This is a genomic window from Phocaeicola coprophilus DSM 18228 = JCM 13818 (assembly GCF_000157915.1).
GTDB lineage: Bacteria > Bacteroidota > Bacteroidia > Bacteroidales > Bacteroidaceae > Phocaeicola > Phocaeicola coprophilus.
Map to the genome: position 1 here is coordinate 119,241 of NZ_EQ973631.1, position 21,162 is coordinate 140,402.

Annotated in this window: 18 protein-coding genes; 9 read left to right on the top strand and 9 right to left on the bottom strand. The window is 46.6% G+C overall.

Annotated features, from left to right (window positions below; translation table 11 throughout):
- The 6 genes from BACCOPRO_RS18415 to BACCOPRO_RS00940 form a co-directional block, all read right to left on the bottom strand.
- The coding region (locus BACCOPRO_RS18415) for a D-aminoacyl-tRNA deacylase (protein WP_008140036.1) at positions 1–196 on the bottom strand (196 nt) is incomplete at its 3' end.
- A gap of 78 nt (positions 197–274) precedes the next feature.
- Entirely contained in the window at positions 275–2,095 is a 1,821-nt protein-coding gene (gene uvrC / locus BACCOPRO_RS00920; protein WP_008140037.1) for an excinuclease ABC subunit UvrC, read from the bottom strand.
- A gap of 86 nt (positions 2,096–2,181) precedes the next feature.
- A complete protein-coding gene (locus tag BACCOPRO_RS00925; RefSeq protein WP_008140038.1) occupies positions 2,182–2,706 on the bottom strand; it encodes an adenine phosphoribosyltransferase in 525 nt (174 codons plus the stop codon).
- A gap of 57 nt (positions 2,707–2,763) precedes the next feature.
- Entirely contained in the window at positions 2,764–4,635 is a 1,872-nt protein-coding gene (gene mnmG / locus BACCOPRO_RS00930; protein ID WP_008140039.1) for a tRNA uridine-5-carboxymethylaminomethyl(34) synthesis enzyme MnmG, read from the bottom strand.
- Between the two features lie 339 nt (positions 4,636–4,974).
- The gene (ybeY, locus tag BACCOPRO_RS00935; RefSeq protein ID WP_008140041.1) at positions 4,975–5,397 is read right to left on the bottom strand and encodes an rRNA maturation RNase YbeY; all 423 of its coding nucleotides are present in this window, start codon (positions 5,395–5,397) and stop codon (positions 4,975–4,977) included.
- A 61-nt stretch (positions 5,398–5,458) separates the two neighbouring features.
- Positions 5,459–6,691 carry a spore maturation protein gene (locus BACCOPRO_RS00940; RefSeq protein WP_008140043.1) on the bottom strand — a complete coding sequence of 411 codons (1,233 nt, stop codon included), beginning with the start codon at positions 6,689–6,691 and terminating at the stop codon, positions 5,459–5,461.
- Positions 6,692–6,791: 100 nt separating this feature from the next.
- Between BACCOPRO_RS00940 and BACCOPRO_RS00945 the strand changes: the two genes are divergently transcribed.
- The 8 genes from BACCOPRO_RS00945 (at position 6,792) to BACCOPRO_RS00980 (ending at position 17,130) form a co-directional block, all read left to right on the top strand.
- Positions 6,792–7,895, top strand: a complete 1,104-nt coding sequence (locus tag BACCOPRO_RS00945; RefSeq protein ID WP_022277819.1) for a DUF3810 domain-containing protein — start codon at positions 6,792–6,794, stop codon at positions 7,893–7,895.
- A gap of 418 nt (positions 7,896–8,313) precedes the next feature.
- Positions 8,314–9,444 (top strand): hypothetical protein, encoded by a 1,131-nt coding sequence (locus BACCOPRO_RS00950; RefSeq protein WP_008140050.1) that lies wholly within the window; start codon positions 8,314–8,316, stop codon positions 9,442–9,444.
- Between the two features lie 20 nt (positions 9,445–9,464).
- A complete protein-coding gene (locus BACCOPRO_RS00955; protein ID WP_155819018.1) occupies positions 9,465–11,405 on the top strand; it encodes a DNA topoisomerase IV subunit B in 1,941 nt (646 codons plus the stop codon).
- Between the two features lie 56 nt (positions 11,406–11,461).
- Positions 11,462–11,917: a pantetheine-phosphate adenylyltransferase gene (gene coaD, locus BACCOPRO_RS00960; protein ID WP_008140055.1), complete on the top strand. Its 456-nt coding sequence runs from the start codon at positions 11,462–11,464 to the stop codon at positions 11,915–11,917.
- A 10-nt stretch (positions 11,918–11,927) separates the two neighbouring features.
- Positions 11,928–13,514 carry a S41 family peptidase gene (locus BACCOPRO_RS00965; RefSeq protein WP_040311036.1) on the top strand — a complete coding sequence of 529 codons (1,587 nt, stop codon included), beginning with the start codon at positions 11,928–11,930 and terminating at the stop codon, positions 13,512–13,514.
- Between the two features lie 119 nt (positions 13,515–13,633).
- Complete coding sequence (locus BACCOPRO_RS00970; protein ID WP_008140058.1) at positions 13,634–14,323, top strand: succinate dehydrogenase/fumarate reductase cytochrome b subunit; 690 nt, start codon at positions 13,634–13,636, stop codon at positions 14,321–14,323.
- Positions 14,324–14,356: 33 nt separating this feature from the next.
- Positions 14,357–16,339, top strand: coding sequence for a fumarate reductase/succinate dehydrogenase flavoprotein subunit (locus BACCOPRO_RS00975; RefSeq protein ID WP_008140060.1), 1,983 nt, complete (start codon positions 14,357–14,359; stop codon positions 16,337–16,339).
- Positions 16,340–16,374: 35 nt separating this feature from the next.
- On the top strand, positions 16,375–17,130 hold the full coding sequence (locus BACCOPRO_RS00980; protein WP_008140061.1) for a succinate dehydrogenase/fumarate reductase iron-sulfur subunit: 756 nt from the start codon (positions 16,375–16,377) through the stop codon (positions 17,128–17,130).
- Positions 17,131–17,244: 114 nt separating this feature from the next.
- On the opposite strand, the gene dprA is transcribed toward BACCOPRO_RS00980, so the two are convergent.
- Together dprA and BACCOPRO_RS00990 are read right to left on the bottom strand one after the other, a co-directional pair.
- Positions 17,245–18,360 (bottom strand): DNA-processing protein DprA, encoded by a 1,116-nt coding sequence (gene dprA / locus BACCOPRO_RS00985; protein ID WP_008140063.1) that lies wholly within the window; start codon positions 18,358–18,360, stop codon positions 17,245–17,247.
- Positions 18,357–18,764: an acyl-CoA thioesterase gene (locus BACCOPRO_RS00990; protein WP_008140065.1), complete on the bottom strand. Its 408-nt coding sequence runs from the start codon at positions 18,762–18,764 to the stop codon at positions 18,357–18,359. The genes dprA and BACCOPRO_RS00990 overlap by 4 nt, the downstream gene beginning before the upstream one ends.
- 130 nt (positions 18,765–18,894) lie before the next feature.
- On the opposite strand from BACCOPRO_RS00990, the gene BACCOPRO_RS00995 reads away from it, so the two are divergent.
- A complete protein-coding gene (locus BACCOPRO_RS00995; protein ID WP_008140067.1) occupies positions 18,895–19,821 on the top strand; it encodes a tRNA-dihydrouridine synthase family protein in 927 nt (308 codons plus the stop codon).
- A 10-nt stretch (positions 19,822–19,831) separates the two neighbouring features.
- On the opposite strand, the gene BACCOPRO_RS01000 is transcribed toward BACCOPRO_RS00995, so the two are convergent.
- Positions 19,832–21,106 carry a DUF2851 family protein gene (locus BACCOPRO_RS01000; RefSeq protein ID WP_008140069.1) on the bottom strand — a complete coding sequence of 425 codons (1,275 nt, stop codon included), beginning with the start codon at positions 21,104–21,106 and terminating at the stop codon, positions 19,832–19,834.
- Between the last annotated feature and the right edge of the window lie 56 nt (positions 21,107–21,162).

Genomic DNA, 21,162 nt, shown 5'->3' on the forward strand with positions numbered 1-21,162 from the left:
TAGACTTATTCATTACTCCGTTTTCGTCATCGAATACACGCAGGCCTGTAATCTTTTTACAGAGCCAGTCGGCATCTTCTTTGGTATCGGCCTCTTCAATGCCGACCAGTATCATGAAGCCTTCCTGAATGGCAGACTTGCATACCCCGTTGATGGTAACTGAGGCATGACTTACTCGTTGTATTACTACTCTCATACGTTTCTGTTCTTGTTACAAAAATACGAAATTAATCGAGATTTCTGATGTTCTGTATATGCAGTTTTGAAGTTTCGTTTATTTCAAAGCTTCCTTCACGTTTATTGCTGCAGCTTCACCGATAACAGCCGCTATTTCCTGAAGGGATGCTTTCCGGATACGTGCCACACTCTTGAATGTCCGAAGCAGATCTGACTTCCGTTTTTCTCCGATTCCCTTGATAGAATCGAGTGCTGAAGCTACCTGACTCTTGCTTCGCTTGTCCCGGTGAAAGGTTATGGCGAAACGGTGCACTTCATCCTGTATCTGTTCCAGCAGATGGAACAGGGGAGTACCCTGTTTGATTCCGATGGTTAATGGGGGAAATCCGAAAAGTACTTCTGAAGTGCGGTGACGGTTATCCTTTGCCAGTCCGACGATTGGAATATTCAAGTGCAGCTCGTCTTCGATGACTTGCCGTACGACTTCCATTTGTCCCTTTCCACCGTCAGTCAGGATTACGTCAGGAAGCTCTCCCTGTTCTTCCAGAATACGCGTGTACCGGCGGCGGACCACTTCCTGCATGGATGCATAATCGTCCGGCCCCGTCACAGTCTTGATGTTGTATTTCCGGTATTCTTTCTTGCTGGGTTTGGTTTTCCGGAATACTACGCATGCAGCTACGGCATCAGACCCCTGGATATTTGAATTATCGAAGCATTCGATATGCACGGGCAGGCGGTCCAGTCCCAATTGCGTCTGAATTTCCTTCATCAGCCGGGCGCTCCGTTGCTCAGGATTCAGTTTCTCGGCCTGCTTCAGCCGATCCACTTTATATTGTTTTACGTTCAGCAATGAGAGTTCCAGCAGATGTTTCTTGTCACCTCGTTGCGGTACGGTGAAAGTCACTCCATTCATCTCCATGTCCAGCTCAAAAGGTACGATGATCTCTTTCGACTGGCTTTGGTAACGTTCCCGCATTTCCACAATACCGAGCTGGAGAAGTTCCTCCTTGCTTTCGTTAACCCGCATCTTATATTCGAACGTGAAGGCCTGGTTGACGCATCCGTTAGTAATGTGCAGATAGTTGATGTAAGCAGAACTTTCGTCCGTTTCAATCGAAAAAACGTCGATGTTGTGGATGACAGAACTGACCACCTCACTCTTGGAACGGTAGTTTTCGATCAGCTCGTATTTCTCCTTTACTTTCTGTGCTTCCTCAAACCTGAGCTCTTCGGCCAGCTTCTGCATCTCCTCCATCAGTGCATTACTTATGGACTGTGTATTCCCTTTCAAAATTTCCCTGATTTCAGCGATGCTTTTCATGTACTCATCGTGCGACTGAGCGCCGATGCATGGCCCTTTACAATTCTTGATATGATATTCCAGACATACCTTGAACTTTCCGGCTGTGATGTTTTCCGGAGTTAAAGCCAGGTTACAGGTGCGGAGAGGGTAAAGCCTTTTGATCAGTTCCAGCATAGCCATCATCGAAGGCACGTGGCTGTATGGTCCGAAGTAAGTGGAGCCATCGCGGATAAGCTTCCGTGTCTTGAAGACCCGCGGAAAGTATTCATTGCTGACGCAGATTGACGGATAGCTTTTGTCATCTTTTAGCAAGACATTATAACGCGGACGGTATTTCTTGATGAGGTTATTCTCCAGCAGCAGCGCATCCTCTTCGGTGTTGACTACAATGTAGCGAATGTCTGCAATGCGGGTAACCAGTACCCGGGTCTTACGCGACTCGTGCTCTTTGGCAAAATAAGAGTAGACACGCCGTTTCAGGTTCTTTGCTTTGCCTACATAAATGATGGTACCTTCGCTGTCCAAATACTGATAGATGCCTGGGGTCTCCGGCAGGTTCATCACGATGGAACGCAGGTAATCATTGGCTATGGCTTTTTCTTTATTCTCCATCTTGTTTCGGAACTAATTGAATCAAACAAATTCCCGGCGGTCTTGCGGCAGTATGTCCGCATGACCGCCGGGAATAGTAAAGACGTTTACAATTGCAGAAGAGTGGTTACTTCTACATTTTCGGGGAATGCTTTGCGTCCGTCCAGACCTTTCAGTTCGATGACGAAGTTGACGAATGCCTGTTTAGCTCCGCAGCGTTCTACCAGACGGTAAGTAGCAGCCATGGTTCCTCCGGTTGCCAATAAGTCATCGTGAAGTAGTACGACATCATCCTTGCCGATTGCATCCTTATGGATCTGTATGGTGTCTGTTCCGTACTCTTTGTCGTAGGTTTCTTCGATAGTCTCTGCCGGAAGTTTTCCGGGTTTGCGTGCCATGACGAAGCCAGCTCCCAAACGGGCAGCCAGTGCACCTCCCAGAATGAAGCCTCGTGATTCGATTCCTACTACTTTTGTAATGCCCTTATCCTTATAGATCTCGTAAAGTTCATCGATCATGCCTTGCAGACATTCGGGATTTTTAAAGAGGGTTGTTACGTCGTAGAACAGAATTCCCGGTTTGGGGAAATCCGGAATTTCGCGCAGGTTTTTCTTTAATGTTTCTTTATTCATATCCAATGTTTTATATGTTTTCCTTAAACAAATTGTTTCACGTGAAACATCGTCCTTTTATCTGCCTAGCAGGACGAGCAGCACATTTACATCGCTTGGTGATACGCCAGGGATGCGGCTGGCTTGTGCCAGGGTTTCTGGATCTATCTTAACCAGCTTCTGGCGAGCTTCGGTTGACAGAGACTGAAGGCTTGCATAGTCGAACTTTCCTTTAATACGGATGGATTCCAGCCGGTGGATCTTATCGGCTATGGTACGCTCGCGGTCGATGTAGCCTTTGTATTTGATGCGTATTTCGGCCGCTTCGATAATCTCTTCCTTCCGGTCTTCAATCCGGTCAAGTAAAGCCTGGAAAGCGGGGACGTGTGGCGCAATGTTGTCGATGGTGATTTGCGGACGGCTGATGATATCAATCAGCTTACATCCGTGGGTGAGTCTTGCTGTGCCGAGTGATTCCAGAGCATCGTTGATTTTATCTGCCTTGATGGAGTAGGTCTTTGCAAACTCAACGATTCGTTCTATTTCTTCACGCTTGCTGCAGAGTTTGTCATACCGGTCTTGTTTCACCAGTCCCAGACGGTAGGCCCGTTCGGTGAGACGCATGTCCGCATCGTCCTGACGAAGCAGGATCCGGTATTCGGCACGCGAAGTAAACATGCGGTAAGGTTCGTCCACACCTTTCGTTACGAGGTCATCAATCAACACTCCGATGTAGGCTTCATCACGTCCGAGTACGAATGGTTCTCCACCCTGACAGTTTATATGTGCATTGATGCCGGCAATGATTCCTTGTCCGCCCGCCTCTTCGTAGCCGGTTGTTCCGTTTACTTGTCCTGCGAAGAACAGGTTTTTTACGATCTTTGATTCGAGTGTATGCTTCAGTTGCGTCGGGTCGAAGTAATCATATTCGATGGCATATCCCGGACGATAAACTACCAGATCGCGGAAACACGGAATCTTCTTCAATGCTTCTAACTGGATCTCCATCGGCAGGGATGAAGAGAATCCGTTCAGATAAAGCTCGCGTGTTGTTTCTCCTTCCGGTTCAAGAAACAGCTGATGCTGCGGCTTGTCAGGGAATGTCACGATTTTGGTTTCGATACTGGGGCAGTAGCGTGGACCAATACTTTGAATCTGTCCGTTGTAAAGCGGGGAGTCTGCGAGTCCGCTGCGCAGGGTGTCGTGAACTTCTTCATTCGTGTAGCAAGTCCAGCACTGAAGTTGTTTGAGCTTGCGTGGCTCGCTGATATAAGAAAAACGATGGAAATCGTTTTCACCGTCCTGGGTTTCCATTAAATCAAAATGGACGCTGCGTGCATCAATGCGAACCGGTGTACCGGTTTTCATACGTCCCGCTGTAATTCCGTGTCGGGTGATGGATTCCGTCAGATGATAGGATGCAGGTTCTGCACACCGTCCTCCGGCAAGCATTTTACGGCCGATATGCATCAATCCGTTCAGGAATGTACCTGCAGTCAGAACTACGCATTTGGCATGGAACGTAACGCCCCAGCAGGTAACCACTCCCGTTACTTCTCCGTTCTCGACCAGAAGTTCTTCAACAGTGTCCTGCCAGATATGAAGGTTCGGTATGTTCTCCAGAATCTCTCGCCAGGCCCAGATAAATTTACCGCGGTCGCATTGTGCACGTGGACTCCACATGGCAGGACCTTTCGAGCGGTTGAGCATGCGGAACTGAATGGCAGTACGGTCTGTTACCAGTCCCATGTAACCGCCCAGTGCATCGATCTCCCTTACGATCTGTCCTTTGGCAATGCCTCCTACGGCCGGGTTGCAACTCATCTGGCCAATCTTGTTCATGTCCATTGTGATGAGACATGTTTTCGAGCCAAGATTAGCGGCTGCAGCTGCAGCCTCACAACCTGCGTGTCCGGCTCCTATTACAATAACGTCGTAATTGAAATTCATACTGTTTCTAGTTTTATTGTCGTCTGCAAAGTTACGAAAAATTAGCGGCTTACCGGAAGGTGTAACCTTGAAAAGAATAGGGCTTTTATTTAGAACACCGGTGCCGGAGATTTTGTTTTCCGGGAGGATGCGGGAAGGGGTGGAATAACCTGAAAAAAGGCCTCGGGCTTTTTAAAAAAGAATTCGACGTTTCAGTGAAAAGATTTTGGGCTTTAAGGTAAAACGCTTCGACGTTTTTTTAGGGGAATTTTTCTCAAAAAACATCTCCCGGACACTGACAAAAATCCAGTGTCCGGGAGACGGAAACAGAATAGGGAACGGGATTGAACGGATTTTCTTTTATTGGAAATCGGCCAGCATATCGAGGGCACGGTTCTCTGCAGCTTCCATGATTTCACGCTCGCCTGGCCCTTTGTCGTTGATTCCGCAAAGGTGAAGGATACCATGAATGATCACCCGGTGCAACTCTGTTTCGTAAGTGGCACCGAATTGTTCAGCATTGGTGCGTACGGTGTCGAGACTGATGAAAAGATCACCGGAAATCCGATTGCCTTCACAATAGTCGAACGTAATGATATCCGTGTAATAATCGTGTTGCAGATACTGGCGGTTTACTTCCAGAATCTTTTCGTCCGAGCAAAAGATATAAGCTATTTCACCGACCTTCTTTCCGTAAGTTTCAGCTACGGCTTTTATCCAGGCCGAAGTCTCACGCTTCTTGATGGCGGGCATATCCACGCCTTCCGTTTGATAAGTAATCATAATTGTCTATACATTTAAATGTGGTTGCAAAGTTACGCATTTTTGGCGGCATCTTCTTTGTTTATCCGAAAAAGAGGTAGCAGATGAAGATCGCGGCAAGGACACCTGCAAGATCGGCAAGTAGTCCACAGGGAACCGCATGACGGGTACGTGTGATGCCCACGCTTCCGAAATAGACGGCCAGGATGTAGAACGTCGTATCTGTGGATCCCTGGAAAACACAGGCCATACGTCCGATAAACGAGTCGGCTCCGTACGTGCTCATTGCATCGACCATCAGTCCGCGGGCACCGCTTCCGCTTAATGGCTTCATCAAAGCAGTAGGAAGTGCGCCGACAAAATCACTGTTGATGCCACAGAGTTCTGTTAACTTCGCTACACCCCGGATCAGGTAGTCCATGCATCCGGAAGCTCGGAATACTCCGATGCCCACCAGGATGGCGACAAGATAAGGGATGATCCGTACGGCTGTGGTAAAGCCCTCCTTGGCTCCTTCTACAAATGCATCGTATACATTGATGCGCTTACGCATGCCTGCTATGATGAATCCGATGATGATGACAAAGAGGAACACATTGGCAGTAGTGGTGGAATACGTGTCAATTTGTTGGCGTGAGAGTGTGGTGAAGAACCAGATGATTCCGGCGATGAACAGGCTGGCTCCACCCAGGAAAAGAAGAATGGTACGGTTCAGCAGATTGATGCGCTGATAAAGACTGACGGTGATGATTCCTGCCAGTGTAGAAAAGAAAGTTGCCAGCAGGATCGGTACAAATACGTCGGTGGGCTGGGCTGCTCCCATCTGTGCGCGGTAGACCATGATGCTGATGGGAATAATGGTCAGTCCGGATGTATTCAGGACTAAAAACATGATCATCGGATTGCTTGCCGTATCTTTTCGGGGATTGAGTTCCTGCAGGCCTTCCATAGCCTTCAGACCGAGTGGGGTGGCTGCATTATCCAGCCCCAGCATGTTGGCGGCAAGGTTCATGAAAATGCTTCCTGTGACAGGATGTCCTTTCGGAATATCGGGAAAAAGTTTACTGAACAGGGGACTGAGAATTCGTGCGAACCAGTTGACCACTCCGCCCATTTCGCCGATTTTCATGATGCCCAGCCAGAGGGAGAGAACACCGGTAAGTCCGAGTGAAATCTCAAAGGCTGTCTTTGAAGAAGCAAAGGTTGAATTGATGATATCGGGAAAAACAGTAGTGTCGCCAAAGAAAATGAGACGCACGGAAGCCACGGCAAAAGCTGTCAGGAAAAAGGCAAGCCAGATATAGTTCAAGACCATGATGAATAATATTTTATCTGTTGTTAATAATCTTTATCCGGACAAAAATAAGTGTTTTCAACAGAAAAAGATAATTTTGCTTTCAATAAATAGATATTCTATGAAGAGAATTCAAGTCATCCGCCGGTCTTTGCTTGCTGTCCTGGTTGTGGGTAGCTTTGCATTCCGGTTCATTCCTCATGCCGGCGAATTTTATGCATGCCGCATGTATCCGGCCATTTCCACTTTCCTTTCTGCAATAGCTTCGCTTGTTCCTTTTTCTCTTGACGAATGGGTGGTTGTTCTCTCTCTGGTGCTGCTGGTGGTTTTTCCTTTTTGGGCCCGTCATCGGAAGTTTCGCTGGAAACGCATATTGGGATATGAGGCCGAGTGTTTGCTTTGGATTTATGTCTGGTTTTATTGGGGATGGGGAATGAACTATTATCGTGACAGTTTTTATCTCCGGGCCAACGTTGCACCACGTCCGTATGAAGAAGAGGTGTTCTGTTGTTTTTTACAGAGTTATGCCGACCGGTTGAATGCTTCCTATGCGGCCGCATCCGGCATTTCGCTTAATGATTCCTGTCTGGCAGATTCAGAAAGACCGGAAAGAGCATTGTTGTTTCCTGACCGGATGAATCTGGAGGCTGAAGTGAAGAAACTCTATGCACAGATTCCGGGACATTACGGACTGGCACTTCCTCGCGATTTCCAACATCCAAAATACTTATTCTTTAATTCTCTTTATTCCGGAGTCGGTGTCTTGGGATTTATGGGACCTTTTTTCGGTGAGTCTCATCTTAACCATGAACTTCTTCCTTTGCAATATCCGTTTACTTATGCCCATGAGCTGTCTCATCTGTTAGGCATAAGCAACGAAGCCGAAGCTAATTTCTGGGCTTACCAGATTTGCATTCGTTCGACATCACCTGCCGTGCGATACAGCGGTTATTTTGGACTTTTGTCGTATGTGTTGTCCAATGCGGCGGCGACTCTTCCTGAACAAACCTGGAAAGCCTGGCTGGAAACTATTCATCCGGCCATCCTTCGTCAGCTGGCCGACGGCCAGCGTTATTGGTCGGAGCGTTATAGTCCATGGATCGGATCAGTACAGCATGTGATCTATAACTGGTACTTAAAAGGAAACCGTATTTCGTCGGGGCAGCGGAATTATGCTGAAGTGATAGGAATGATTCTTTCTTTGCCGGAAGACAAGTGGTTCTGAAATCGGTGAGAATTAAAAATTCCCGGGGAGGTGGTGAAATATTCCTGATTTTCCGATTCTGACAGAATCTATACTTTCTTGTTTGATTCTGTCTTGTTTTAAAATTGTGCTCTTCTCTTTTATTTGGCTTTATATTGTTTCTTTTTGTTGCTATATACCTGTGTTAAGTGTCTTTTTGATATTGCTTGTATATCTTTCTCTCGGTGTAATCTGGAGAAAAATAAAGAAAAAAGTTTTGGATAAGGCTTATTGGACATTTTCACTTGAAGAAATTTTCCAGAGATAACCTCCTGACATGAACCTCTTATTATATAAGGTGTATAAAGCAGCAAGTTTTTATGAAAATTAAAAGAAGTGCAGGCTCTTCGAATAAAAAATCGTATCTTTACTCCCTGAAATTTCATAGTATTACGAATCGATGGCCATTATCATTAAGAAAGTAAGCAATAAAAAAGAGCTGAAAACATTTATCCGCTTCAATTACGAGTTGTATAAGAATAATCCTTATTCTGTACCCGATTTGTATGATGATATGTTAGGAACATTCAGCCCGCAGAAGAATGCGGCGTTTGAATTTTGTGAAGCGGACTATTTTTTGGCTTATAAGGACGACAAGGTGGTAGGGCGAGTGGCCGCCATCATTAACCGTCGTGCCAATGAAACATGGAACAAAAAGGAAGTTCGTTTTGGCTGGATTGACTTTGTAGACGATCCGGAGGTTTCGAAAGCTTTGCTTGATCAGGTGGAAGCCTGGGGAAAGGAAAGAGGGATGGAAGCAATGGTAGGCCCTCTTGGCTTTACGGATCTCGATGCAGAAGGTATGCTGGTTGAAGGCTTCGACCAGTTAAGTACGATGTCCACCATTTACAATTATCCGTATTATTCTCAACACATGGAGCGTCTGGGCTTTGAGAAAGAGGCCGATTGGGTGGAATTTAAATTGACTGTACCCGATAAACTTCCTGAGAAGTTTGTACGCATCTCCGAAATTATTCTGCAGAAATATAAGCTGAAGATCAAGAAGCTGAAGCGTAGTGAGATTAAGGAAAAGAATTACGGACAGAAAATCTTTGATCTGATCAATGAAGCTTATGCGCCTCTGTACGGTTATTCCAAGATGACGCAGGGACAGATCAATCAGTATATTAAAACTTATCTTCCGTTAATTGACCTGCGGATGGTGTCGCTGGTGGAAGATGAAGCAGGCGAGCTGGTAGCCGTAGGTATTTCGATGCCTTCGCTTTCAGAGGCATTGCAGAAAGCCAAAGGAAAGATGCTGCCTTTTGGATGGTATCATTTGCTGAAAGCCCTGTTCTTCAAGAAACCTAAAGTGCTCGACCTGCTGCTTGTGGGAGTGAAGCCGGAGTATCAAAGTAAGGGCGTGAATGCTTTGCTTTTCTATGATCTGGTTCCAATTTATCAGCAGATGGGATTTCAGTATGGTGAGAGCAATCCGGAACTGGAAGTAAACAAGAAAGTACAGGCGCAGTGGAGTGCCTTTGAATCGGTACAGCACAAGCGTCGTCGTGCTTATAAGAAAGTATTTTAAGTCTGATTACCGACATGAGCATGGAAGAAATAAATGAACAACAGAATACCCCTGTTTCCTATACAGAGGAGAACATTCGCCATCTGAGTGACATGGAACATGTGCGTACCCGTCCGGGTATGTACATCGGACGTTTGGGAGACGGCTCACAAGCTGAAGACGGAATCTATGTCCTGTTGAAGGAGGTGGTGGACAACTGTATCGACGAATTTAAAATGGGAGCGGGAAAGCGCATTGATATCCAGATGGAGGATAACCTGCGTGTTTCCGTGCGTGACTATGGTCGTGGTATTCCGTTGGGAAGTTTGGTGGATGCTGTTTCGATGCTGAATACGGGAGGTAAGTATGACACAAAGGCCTTCAAGAAAAGTGTCGGTCTGAATGGTGTGGGAGCCAAGGCGGTCAACGCCCTGAGTTCTCGTTTTGTGGCACGGAGTGTTCGTGACGGTCAGATGCGTGAGGCCATATTTACACAGGGAAATCTGATAAGTGACACAACTTCTTCCACCGACGAAGAGAACGGTACTTATATCTTCTTTGAGCCGGACAATACTTTGTTCCTGAATTATCATTTCCGTCCGGAGTTCATCGAAACCATGTTGCGTAATTATACGTATCTGAATACCGGACTGGCTATTTATTACAACGGACATCGCATTATCAGCCGGAACGGGCTGGAAGACCTGCTGAATGATAACATGACTTCACAGGGATTGTATCCGATTATCCATCTGAAAGGAGAGGATATTGAGATTGCTTTTACGCACAGTCCGCAGTACGGTGAAGAATATTATTCCTTTGTCAACGGGCAGCATACCACTCAGGGTGGAACGCATCAGAGTGCTTTCAAGGAACATCTGGCCCGGACGATCAAGGAATTTTTCGGCAAGAACATGGAGTTCCAGGATATCCGTAACGGACTGGTAGCTGCCGTTGCCATTAATGTGATTGAACCGACTTTTGAGAGTCAGACCAAGATCAAACTGGGTTCGCTTACCATGGCGCCGGAGAAGGATTCGGACGGAAATCCATATCCGTTGTCGGGAGTAAGTGTCAATAAGTTTGTTGGGGACTTTGTCAAAGAAAATGTTGATAATTATCTCCATAAGCATGCGGATGTAGCAGAAGTCCTGCTTCAGAAGATTCAGGAATCGGAGAAGGAACGGAAAGCGATTGCCGGTGTGACAAAGATTGCACGTGAACGGGCCAAGAAAGCAAACTTGCATAATCGCAAGCTTCGGGATTGCCGTATTCATCTGAATGACGTTAAAACCGGCAAGAAGGATGATGAAGATGATCCACGGGCAGAAAGTTCTATCTTTATCACAGAGGGAGACTCAGCAAGCGGTTCCATTACAAAGAGCCGGGATGTCAATACGCAGGCGGTATTCAGTCTGCGGGGTAAGCCTTTGAACTCGTTCGGACTGACGAAAAAGGTTGTGTACGAAAATGAAGAGTTCAACCTCTTGCAAGCCGCTTTGAATATTGAAGATGGACTGGACGGATTACGTTATAATAAGGTGATTGTAGCAACCGATGCGGATGTGGACGGTATGCATATTCGTCTGCTGATGATGACTTTCTTTCTTCAGTTCTTCCCTGATCTGATCAAGAAAGGCCATGTATACATTCTTCAGACGCCGTTGTTCCGTGTCCGCAACCGGAAGAAAGGAGTCTATGAAACCATTTACTGCTATACGGATGAAGAACGTGTGGCAGCGATTGAGAAGTTAGGGCCCAATCCGGAGATTACGCGATTTAAAGGACTTGGAGAGATTTCTCCTGATGAGTTCCGGAACTTTATTGGAAAAGATATGCGGCTGGAGCAGGTAACTCTCCGTAAGACGGACGCCGTCCGGGAATTGCTGGAGTTTTATATGGGAAAGAATACAATGGAGCGTCAGAACTTTATTATCGATAACCTGGTAGTGGAGGAAGATCTGATAACGGACAACGTATAATATATAATAAGGTGTGAAAGCCGGTTGAAAGAGAGTAGAAACATTTAATTCTGGATGTGTTGAAAGCTATATTTCCGGGGACGTTCGACCCCTTTACGATCGGACATTATTCAGTGGTGAAACGTGCCTTGACATTTATGGACGAGGTAATCATCGGTATCGGAGTGAATGACGGAAAACGTACATGGTTCCCTACCGAAAAACGTGTGCAGATGATACGCGATCTTTTTAAGGATGAACCGCGTATTAGTGTAGAGGCTTATACCGGCCTGACGGTTGATTTTGCCAGCGAACGTGGTGCCGGGTTCATTATCCGGGGCATTCGTACGGTGCGTGATTTTGAATATGAAGAAACGATTGCTGATATCAATCGGAAACTTTCCGGTATCGAGACTATCCTGTTGTTTACGGAACCGGAACTCACTTCTGTCAGTTCAACAATTGTTCGTGAACTGCTGCAATATGGCAAAGATGTGACTCCGTTCTTGCCTGAAGGAATGAAGATTGAATAAAATGAAAGACATGATAAGAACTTGTTTAATTGTGATGCTGGCCTGTTTGTCCGCAGGAGGAATGCAGGCGCAAAACAAATTGTTGGATTCTCCGGCACGTAAGCTGCAGTTGGCTGAATTTGCCATTGCCAATTTATATGTGGATAAAGTAGACGAGCCGGAACTGGTCGAAGCTGCTATTGTCAGCATGTTGGAAAAGCTGGATCCGCATTCAACTTATTCGGATCCGGAAGAAGTGAAACGTCTGAATGAGCCGTTGCAGGGAAACTTTGACGGTATAGGTATCCAGTTTAATATGGCGACGGATACATTGTTTGTTATTCAGCCTGTTTCCGGAGGCCCCTCTGAAAAAGTAGGAATTCTTGCAGGTGATCGTATTATTCAGGTCAACGATACGGTTATTGCCGGAGTGAAGATGAACACAGACGAAGTGATGCGCCGCTTGCGCGGACCGAAAGGAACGGTTGTCAATCTGAAGATTATGCGTAAGGGAGTGAAAGATTTGCTTTCATTTACCGTAAAGCGTGATAAGATTCCGGTTTACAGTCTGGATGCGGCCTATATGGTAGACCGCAGAATCGGATACATTCGTGTCAACCGGTTTGCAGCTACTACCAGCAAAGAGTTTATGGAGGCTTTGCAGAAGCTGAAGCAACAAGGCATGCAAGACCTGATTCTGGATCTTCAGGGGAATGGTGGCGGTTATCTGAACGCGGCTATTGATCTGGCAGACCAGTTCCTGGGCAAGAAAGAACTAATTGTTTATACGGAAGGAAGACGCAATCCTCGGAGTGAATTCTTTGCAAAAGGGAATGGAGCCTTCCTAAACGGACGTCTGGTTGTCCTGGTAGATGAATATTCTGCATCGGCCAGTGAAATTGTTTCTGGTGCCGTTCAGGATTGGGACCGTGGAATGATCGTTGGACGCCGGACTTTTGGTAAAGGATTGGTCCAGAGACCCATTGATTTGCCGGACGGTTCCATGATCCGTCTGACTGTGGCCCGTTATTATACTCCCTCCGGCCGTTGTATTCAGAAGCCGTATGAAAGTATTGAACAATACAACAAAGATCTGATAGACCGCTATAACCGGGGAGAAATGTTAAGTGCAGACAGTATTCATTTCCCGGATTCTTTAAAATATAAGACCCATAAACTGGGACGTACCGTCTATGGCGGCGGCGGTATCATGCCGGATTATTTTGTTCCGCTTGATACAACCCGTTACACAGACTATTATCTGGCTCTGCGGGATAAGGGAGCAATTGTTCAGATGAATATTAAACTGATTGACCGTCATCGGGCAGAATGGTTGAAGAAGTATAAGAACTTTGACCGTTTCTATAAGGACTTTGAGATTTCTTCCAAGATGCTGGATGAACTGGTCGAATTGGGCAAGACGATGGGAGCAGAGTATAATGAGGAACAGTTTCAGACTGCTCTTCCGTTGATCAAGACACAGCTCAAAGCCTTGATCGCCCGTGACCTGTGGGATATGAACGAATATTTCAGAGTGATTAATGATTTGAGTGACAGTATGAAAAAAGCTCTTGAACTGCTGGAGAAGCCGGGAATGAATTTCCCTAAACGAGATTAAAGAATTATTTCCATAATTCCTTGTAATCTCGCGGAAAACTTCTAATTTTGCAACAAGAAATAACATATTGTAAAAGAAATTTTAGTTCTAACAATTAAATAATTTAAATTCAATCATTTATGTGGTTAAGTAATTCATCTATTGGAAGGAAAGTGGTGATGAGCGTAACAGGTATCGCCCTTGTCCTGTTTCTGACATTTCACATGGCGATGAACCTTGTTGCATTGTTCTCAGGCGAGGCATACAACATGGTTTGCGAATTCCTCGGTGCTAACTGGTATGCCCTGGTAGCAACTGTTGGATTGGCTGCCTTGTTTGTGATTCACATCATCTACGCTTTTTGGCTGACTATGCAGAACCGTGCCGCACGTGGTCACGAACGTTATGCTGTGACAGCTAAACCTAAAAATGTGGAATGGGCATCTCAGAACATGTTGGTACTGGGTATCATTGTAATTCTGGGTCTGGCTCTTCACTTTGTGAATTTTTGGTACAAAATGCAGTTCGCTGAAATTATCGGTAATCCGATGATGGGAGGTCTTCATGCAGCTGATGGTTATGGTTACATCATGCAGACTTTCTCTAACCCATTGTTCTTTGTACTGTATATCATTTGGTTAATTGCTTTGTGGTTCCACCTGACTCACGGTTTCTGGAGCTCAATGCAGACTCTGGGATGGAACAATACCACCTGGATTAACCGTTGGAAATGCATCTCTAACATCTATTCTACCATCATTGTTCTTGGTTTCATGCTGGTAGCCGTTGTGTTCTTCCTGAAAAACATGATGGGTTGCGGTGCTTGCTAATTTAAGTGTAACTGATTAAATTGAAAAAACATTATGACTAAGATACTTGATTCTAAGATTCCTGAAGGCCCGATAGCTGAGAAATGGACTAATTATAAAGCTCACCAGAAACTGGTGAACCCGGCTAACAAACGTCGTCTGGATATCATCGTAGTTGGTACTGGTTTGGCAGGTGCTTCTGCTGCTGCTTCTCTGGGTGAAATGGGATTCCGCGTATTCAACTTCTGTATTCAGGACTCTCCTCGCCGTGCACACTCTATCGCTGCACAGGGTGGTATCAATGCTGCTAAGAACTATCAGAACGATGGTGACTCTGTATATCGTCTGTTCTATGATACTGTAAAGGGTGGTGACTACCGTGCTCGTGAAGCAAACGTTTACCGTCTGGCTGAAGTATCAAACAACATTATCGACCAGTGCGTTGCACAGGGTGTTCCTTTTGCTCGTGAATACGGAGGAACATTGGCTAACCGTTCATTCGGTGGTGCACAGGTTTCTCGTACTTTCTATGCAAAAGGTCAGACTGGTCAGCAGCTGTTGCTGGGTGCATATTCTGCATTGAGCCGCCAGGTAGGTGCAGGAACTGTGAAGCTGTACACTCGTTATGAAATGCTTGACGTTGTTCTGGTTGACGGCCGTGCACGTGGTATCATTGCCAAGAACCTCGTAACTGGTAAGCTGGAACGTTTCGCTGCACATGCAGTAGTTATCGCAACCGGTGGATATGGTAACACTTACTTCCTTTCTACTAACGCTATGGCATGTAACGTTACTGCAGCTATGTCTTGCTACCGTAAGGGTGCTATGTTTGCAAATCCTGCTTACGTACAGATCCACCCGACTTGTATTCCGGTACACGGTGACAAGCAGTCTAAACTGACTTTGATGTCAGAATCTCTGCGTAACGATGGTCGTATCTGGGTTCCGAAGAAACTGGAAGATGCAAAAGCATTGCAGGCTGGAACTAAGAAAGGTAGCGATATTCCTGAAGAAGATCGTGACTACTATCTGGAACGCCGTTATCCGGCATTCGGTAACCTGGTTCCGCGTGACGTTGCTTCACGTGCTGCCAAGGAACGTTGCGACCATGGCTTCGGTGTAAACAACACGGGTCTGGCCGTATTCCTGGACTTCTCTGAAAGTATCGAACGTCTGGGTATCGATGTAGTTCGCCAGCGTTATGGTAACTTGTTCGATATGTATGAAGAAATCACTGACGTTAATCCGGGTGAACTTGCAAGAGAAATCAACGGACGTAAATACTACAACCCGATGATGATTTATCCGGCTATCCACTATACAATGGGTGGTATCTGGGTTGACTACGAACTGCAGACAACTATCAAGGGTCTGTTCGCAATCGGTGAATGTAACTTCTCTGACCACGGTGCTAACCGTCTGGGTGCATCTGCTTTGATGCAGGGTCTGGCTGATGGTTACTTCGTATTGCCTTACACTATCCAGAACTACTTGTCAGATCAGATCACTGTTCCTCGCTTCTCTACAGATCTTCCTGAATTCGCTGAAGCAGAAAAGGCTGTACAGGCTAAGATCGATCACCTGATGAACATCAAGGGTAAGAAGTCTGTTGACTCAATTCACAAGGAACTGGGCCGCGTAATGTGGGAATATGTAGGTATGGGACGTACTGCTGAAGGTCTGAAGACTGGTTTGGCTCGTCTGAAAGAAATCCGTAAGGAATTCGAAACTGAATTGTTTATCCCGGGTTCTAAGGAAGGTTTGAACATTGAATTGGATAAGGCATTCCGTTTGGATGACTTCATCACAATGGGTCAGCTGATCGCTTATGATGCTTTGAACCGTGAAGAATCTTGCGGTGGTCACTTCCGTGAAGAATACCAGACTGAAGAAGGTGAAGCTAAACGTGATGACGAAAACTTCTTCTATGTAGCTTGCTGGGAATACCAGGGAAGCGACGACAAGGCTCCGGTATTGTACAAAGAACCGCTGGTATACGAAGCAATTAAAGTTCAGACTCGTAACTACAAGAGCTAATCAGTGAAGTTAAACAATTAAAGAATCTAAGTAAAATGGATAAAAATATATCATTTACGCTGAAAGTTTGGCGTCAGAACGGACCTAAAGATAAAGGTCATTTCGATACATTCCAGATGAAGGATATTCCGGGTGATACTTCCTTCCTGGAAATGTTGGATATCTTGAACGAACAGTTGGTTGAAGAAGGTAAGGAACCGGTAGTATTCGATCACGACTGTCGTGAAGGTATCTGCGGTATGTGTTCTTTGTACATCAACGGACATCCTCATGGACCTGCAACCGGTGCTACTACCTGCCAGATCTACATGCGTCGTTTCAAAGATGGCGATGTAATCACTGTTGAACCGTGGCGTTCTGCCGGTTTCCCGGTTATCAAAGACTTGATGGTAGACCGTTCTGCATACGACAAGATCATGCAGGCTGGTGGTTTCATCAGCGTACGTACAGGTGCTCCTCAGGATGCTAACGCTATCCTGATCCCGAAACCGATCGCTGACGAAGCAATGGATGCTGCTACTTGTATCGGTTGCGGTGCTTGTGTAGCTGCTTGTAAGAACGGTTCTGCGATGTTGTTCGTATCTGCAAAGGTTAGCCAGTTGAACCTGTTGCCTCAGGGAAAACCGGAAGCTTTGCGTCGTGCAAAAGCTATGATCGCTAAGATGGATGAACTGGGCTTCGGTAACTGTACAAACACTCGTGCTTGTGAAGCTGAATGTCCGAAATGTGTTTCAATCAGCAACATTGCTCGTTTGAACCGCGACTTCATCAAAGCAAAACTGAAAGACTAATCATCTGATTAATCAGAATATGAAGAGAGGGTGCATCTTTGGGATGCACCCTCTTGTCGTTTTAAGACACAAAGAGATGTTGTTCTGACATTCTTTGTGTAAGATGTATGCTGATTACAGCAATCGGTACATGCCGCCTGCTGCCGCTCTTACAACTCCTTTTAATTCCAGTTCCAGCATGATACCGGCCAGCCGGTTCACAGGAATATTGGATGCAACGATCAGACTGTTCAGCTGCATGCCGTCCGGGTTTTTCTCCAGCAGGGAACAAATCAGACTTTCCTCCTCATTCAAGTCTGGGAACAGCTGGCGTTGTACAATAGTGGGGCGGTGTTCCCCACAACTCCAGTTCATGGCTTTGACGAAATCTTCAGCGCTTTGCAGCAGTGCTGCCCGGTTATTTCTGATCAGATTGTTGCAACCGGTGGAATACGTGTCTCCTACGCGTCCCGGAAAAGCAAAACAGTCCCGATGATAACTGTCTGCGATATCCGCAGTAATCAGGGCGCCTCCTTTTTCTGCTGATTCCACAACAATGGTAGCATCGCTGATACCTGCCACGATGCGGTTACGCCGGATAAAGTTCTGCCGGTCGGGATTGGTACCACTGGGATATTCCGTCAGCAGGCCGCCGTGATGGATCATCTCAGCCGCTGTCAGCCGGTGTACAGCCGGATAGATCCGGTCCAGTCCGTGTGCCAGCACACCGATCGTATCGGCTTTATACTGAAGCGCAGCCCGGTGAGCATGAATATCAATGCCATATGCCAGTCCGCTGACAATCAATACATCGGGAACCAGCTCCTTCAGTTCACGGACAAAACGGGTGCAGAGATCTTTCCCGTAGTCTGTTGCATGGCGTGTTCCTACCATGCTTATGACATGCAGCCGGTTGAGATCTGCATTTCCTTTGTAGAACAACACCAGCGGTGCGTCATCACAGTCGCGCAAGCGTGAAGGGTATTCTTCGTCATGAATGCTGAGACAGCGGATCTGATTCTTTTCGGCAAAGGCCAGTTCTGCTTCACAAAGCCGCAGGGTTTCCGGACATTTCAGGGCTGCTTCCAGTTTGTGTGTTGATTCCGGAAGGCTTTGCAGCACCTCATGCGGATGCTTGAACAGGTCGGTAAGCTGGTCTCCGATGGCCAGCAGCAGGCGCCGGGCACCAATCAGTCCCAGGCCGGGAATACGGGTCAGTGCAAGCGTGTAGAGCAGTTCTTCGTTTTTCATTCGGTGAAATAAGGAGCAAAGGTTTCATTCAGCAACTGGGATTCGCCCAGGCGTCCGTTAATCAGACAGACGGTATCCACCGTTGCTTTGATGACCGGTTTAAGGTCAGGAAGGCGGAAGATATCCTGATAGAATATATACTTGATGCCTTCTTTCTTCAGGTAGAGTTTGGAAACAAACTCGTCACCACTCCGGAGAGGCGTCTTGAAAGCAATGGAAAGACGGGCTACTACGGCATCAATGCCTTGTTCATGCAACTGGGCGAAACTGATTCCGGCCGATAGAAGAAATTCATGGCGCGTATGTTCGATGTAGTGCTGATAATTGGCATTGTTGACGATACCTTGCAAGTCGCATTCGTAGTCGCGGACTTTCATTTTCAGTTCATAGATGTACTTTTCCATGATGAGAACAGGTTTTGGTTATTTGGACAAAGATACATAATTATGTGCTAAGTGACTCTTTAAATACTGGTTAATTACCGGAAAGTCCGTAACTTTGTGCTTCCTGATTTACATTTTAACAGCCTGACGGATGATAACTCTTTATGCAGCTCCCTTACAGGGATTTACGGAACTTGCCTGGCGCAATGCTCATGCACAGGTTTTTGGCGGTATAGATGCCTATTATACTCCCTTTGTACGCCTTGAAAAAGGGGAGATACGCAACAAGGACAAACGCGAACTGCTTCCTGCAGGAAACACAGTATCCCGACTGATTCCCCAGATTATTGCAGCTGAGCCCGATGAATTCCGGATGCTGGTTGAGCAGATTTCCGGCTGGGGCTATCGGGAAATTGATCTCAATATGGGCTGTCCGTTTCCGTTGATAGTCAATCGCAGGAAGGGATCCGGTATTTTACCTTTTCCGGATAAGGTTGCAGCCTTGCTCCATGAAATGGAAACATTTCCGGAGATTCGTTTCTCGGTAAAGATGCGTCTGGGCTGGGAGCGGGCAGACGAATGGCGGGAGATTCTTCCCCTGTTGAATGAATCCTGTGTCAGGCAGATAACCTTGCATCCGCGTATCGGCCGACAGCAATACAAAGGAACGGTAGACAGAGAGGCCTTTACTGCCTTTTATGAGAGCTGCCGGTTACCGCTGGTATATAACGGAGACTTGCGAACCCAGGAAGAGATGCAGGAACTTTTGCTAGCTTATCCCCGGCTCGAAGGACTGATGCTGGGACGCGGACTGCTGGCCAATCCGGCTCTGGCAGCCGGTTTCAGACAGGGGAATACACTGCCGGTCTCAGAACTTTACCGGAAGATCGGGCAGATGCATCAGCTGATCTATGCAGAATATGCACGTACTTTGGAAGGAGGAGAGGCGCAGATTCTGCAAAAACTGAAGCCCATGTGGGAGTATTGTCTTCCTGATCTGGACAAAAAAGCCCGCAAGGCTATTCTGAAAAGCAATAAGCTGGATGCTTATCTCCGGGCTGTCCGTGAAGCCCTGTAAATCCCGAAATTTATTCTTTCTGCTCCTTTTTGAAATATTCATATCCGATGCGGCAGTAAAGACATTTCTTGGAGTCGCAGTAATTCTTTTTCAGTTGGATGAGAGCCTGACTGTCACCTGCATGAGCAGCCTTCAGTCCACATTCTTCCCACATGCGGGTGATGTAATTGTTTTCCGGTTTCAGATCTTCCAGCAGCTGGCTGGCCCGGTTGCAGAGCTGTTCTTCTCCTTTATGCTTTCCGTAGGCATAGAGGAAAGGAACCACCGTGTTGATGATCAGCAGGTCGATGGAACTCTGACTGAGCGTTTTGGGGTGGGAGGGCGAAGGCTGTCCGAAGACATAATGGGTCAGCCAGTAGACAGATGTTCCTCCTTTGAATATTTCCCGAAGCTCCTGCAAGGTTTCCAGTTCCATCAGCCGTGAGAACATCCCCTGTGAACGGTGGTACAGACAGGCCAGCTGTGCGATGCGTACATGCGGAAAATTTCCCGGACGCATGCGGAGAAACTTCCAGCGGCAGTCTTCGGCAGGAGTCAGATCGAACTTATGAGCCAGATAAGCATATTCCTTCATAAGTTTTTCCGTATAGTCATCGGCAGGAAGTTCCTGTAAGAGTCCGGCCTGTCCGAAGAAGATTGCTTCAATCTGGAAAAGGTCATCCCGATGCTTGTTGACGGCTGCCAGAGGGATATGTTTGGCCCAAAGCTCAAATGCATCACTGTTTACTCCAAACCCGAAATTACGTGCCAGTGTCACAAAGAAAGCGCCTTCCCAGCTGCGGTCACAAAAATCCAGCCGTTGAAAAATCTGCTGGGTTTTCTGTTCGAAACGTTCCGTCTGCAGACTGGAGAGCCAACTGTGAAGGAGGAAGGGCGACAAATGCGGGATCAGCCGGTAGCAGGCCGGATAATGGCTTGTCTGGATCAGTTCCTGGTAGTTTTCAAGCAAGTAGGGCGGATAATGCAGTTCAAGTTGGGGGATCGGTTCTCCGTTGGTGCGCTTCACTTCGGCATCAATGTCGGAGGCCGCATGCAGAATGACCGAATCGTAAGTCGGATCCTGGTCGTGGTGATGGCGTTTCCAGTCGGAAGCACGCTCATGAATTTCCACATTTCCCACCCAGATCACTCCGTCCAGTTTGATTTTTGCATTGAAGAAGTCAGGACCGGCATCCGGATTGGAGAGTCCGGGATCAATAATTTCCACTTTCTGTCCTGTGGTCGTGTGCAGAGGTTTTAGCGGGAAAAGCTTGTGTTTCCATACGTAATGTAAGAGTTGTTCCATGTTAACGAGGTGTAAATGTTGCCTAAATGTAATGATTAATACTGAAAAACACTATC

Coding starts and splice junctions, on each gene's coding strand:
- mnmG (WP_008140039.1), bottom strand. CDS start 4,635: ATGAATTTCAATTACGACGTTATTGTAATAGGAGCCGGACACGCAGGT.
- BACCOPRO_RS01000 (WP_008140069.1), bottom strand. CDS start 21,106: ATGGAACAACTCTTACATTACGTATGGAAACACAAGCTTTTCCCGCTA.
- BACCOPRO_RS00995 (WP_008140067.1), top strand. CDS start 18,895: ATGATAACTCTTTATGCAGCTCCCTTACAGGGATTTACGGAACTTGCC.
- BACCOPRO_RS00925 (WP_008140038.1), bottom strand. CDS start 2,706: ATGAATAAAGAAACATTAAAGAAAAACCTGCGCGAAATTCCGGATTTC.
- BACCOPRO_RS00970 (WP_008140058.1), top strand. CDS start 13,634: ATGTGGTTAAGTAATTCATCTATTGGAAGGAAAGTGGTGATGAGCGTA.
- BACCOPRO_RS00945 (WP_022277819.1), top strand. CDS start 6,792: ATGAAGAGAATTCAAGTCATCCGCCGGTCTTTGCTTGCTGTCCTGGTT.
- BACCOPRO_RS00975 (WP_008140060.1), top strand. CDS start 14,357: ATGACTAAGATACTTGATTCTAAGATTCCTGAAGGCCCGATAGCTGAG.
- ybeY (WP_008140041.1), bottom strand. CDS start 5,397: ATGATTACTTATCAAACGGAAGGCGTGGATATGCCCGCCATCAAGAAG.
- uvrC (WP_008140037.1), bottom strand. CDS start 2,095: ATGGAGAATAAAGAAAAAGCCATAGCCAATGATTACCTGCGTTCCATC.
- BACCOPRO_RS00940 (WP_008140043.1), bottom strand. CDS start 6,691: ATGGTCTTGAACTATATCTGGCTTGCCTTTTTCCTGACAGCTTTTGCC.
- dprA (WP_008140063.1), bottom strand. CDS start 18,360: ATGAAAAACGAAGAACTGCTCTACACGCTTGCACTGACCCGTATTCCC.
- BACCOPRO_RS00980 (WP_008140061.1), top strand. CDS start 16,375: ATGGATAAAAATATATCATTTACGCTGAAAGTTTGGCGTCAGAACGGA.
- BACCOPRO_RS00955 (WP_155819018.1), top strand. CDS start 9,465: ATGGAAGAAATAAATGAACAACAGAATACCCCTGTTTCCTATACAGAG.
- BACCOPRO_RS00950 (WP_008140050.1), top strand. CDS start 8,314: ATGGCCATTATCATTAAGAAAGTAAGCAATAAAAAAGAGCTGAAAACA.
- BACCOPRO_RS00990 (WP_008140065.1), bottom strand. CDS start 18,764: ATGGAAAAGTACATCTATGAACTGAAAATGAAAGTCCGCGACTACGAA.
- BACCOPRO_RS00965 (WP_040311036.1), top strand. CDS start 11,928: ATGATAAGAACTTGTTTAATTGTGATGCTGGCCTGTTTGTCCGCAGGA.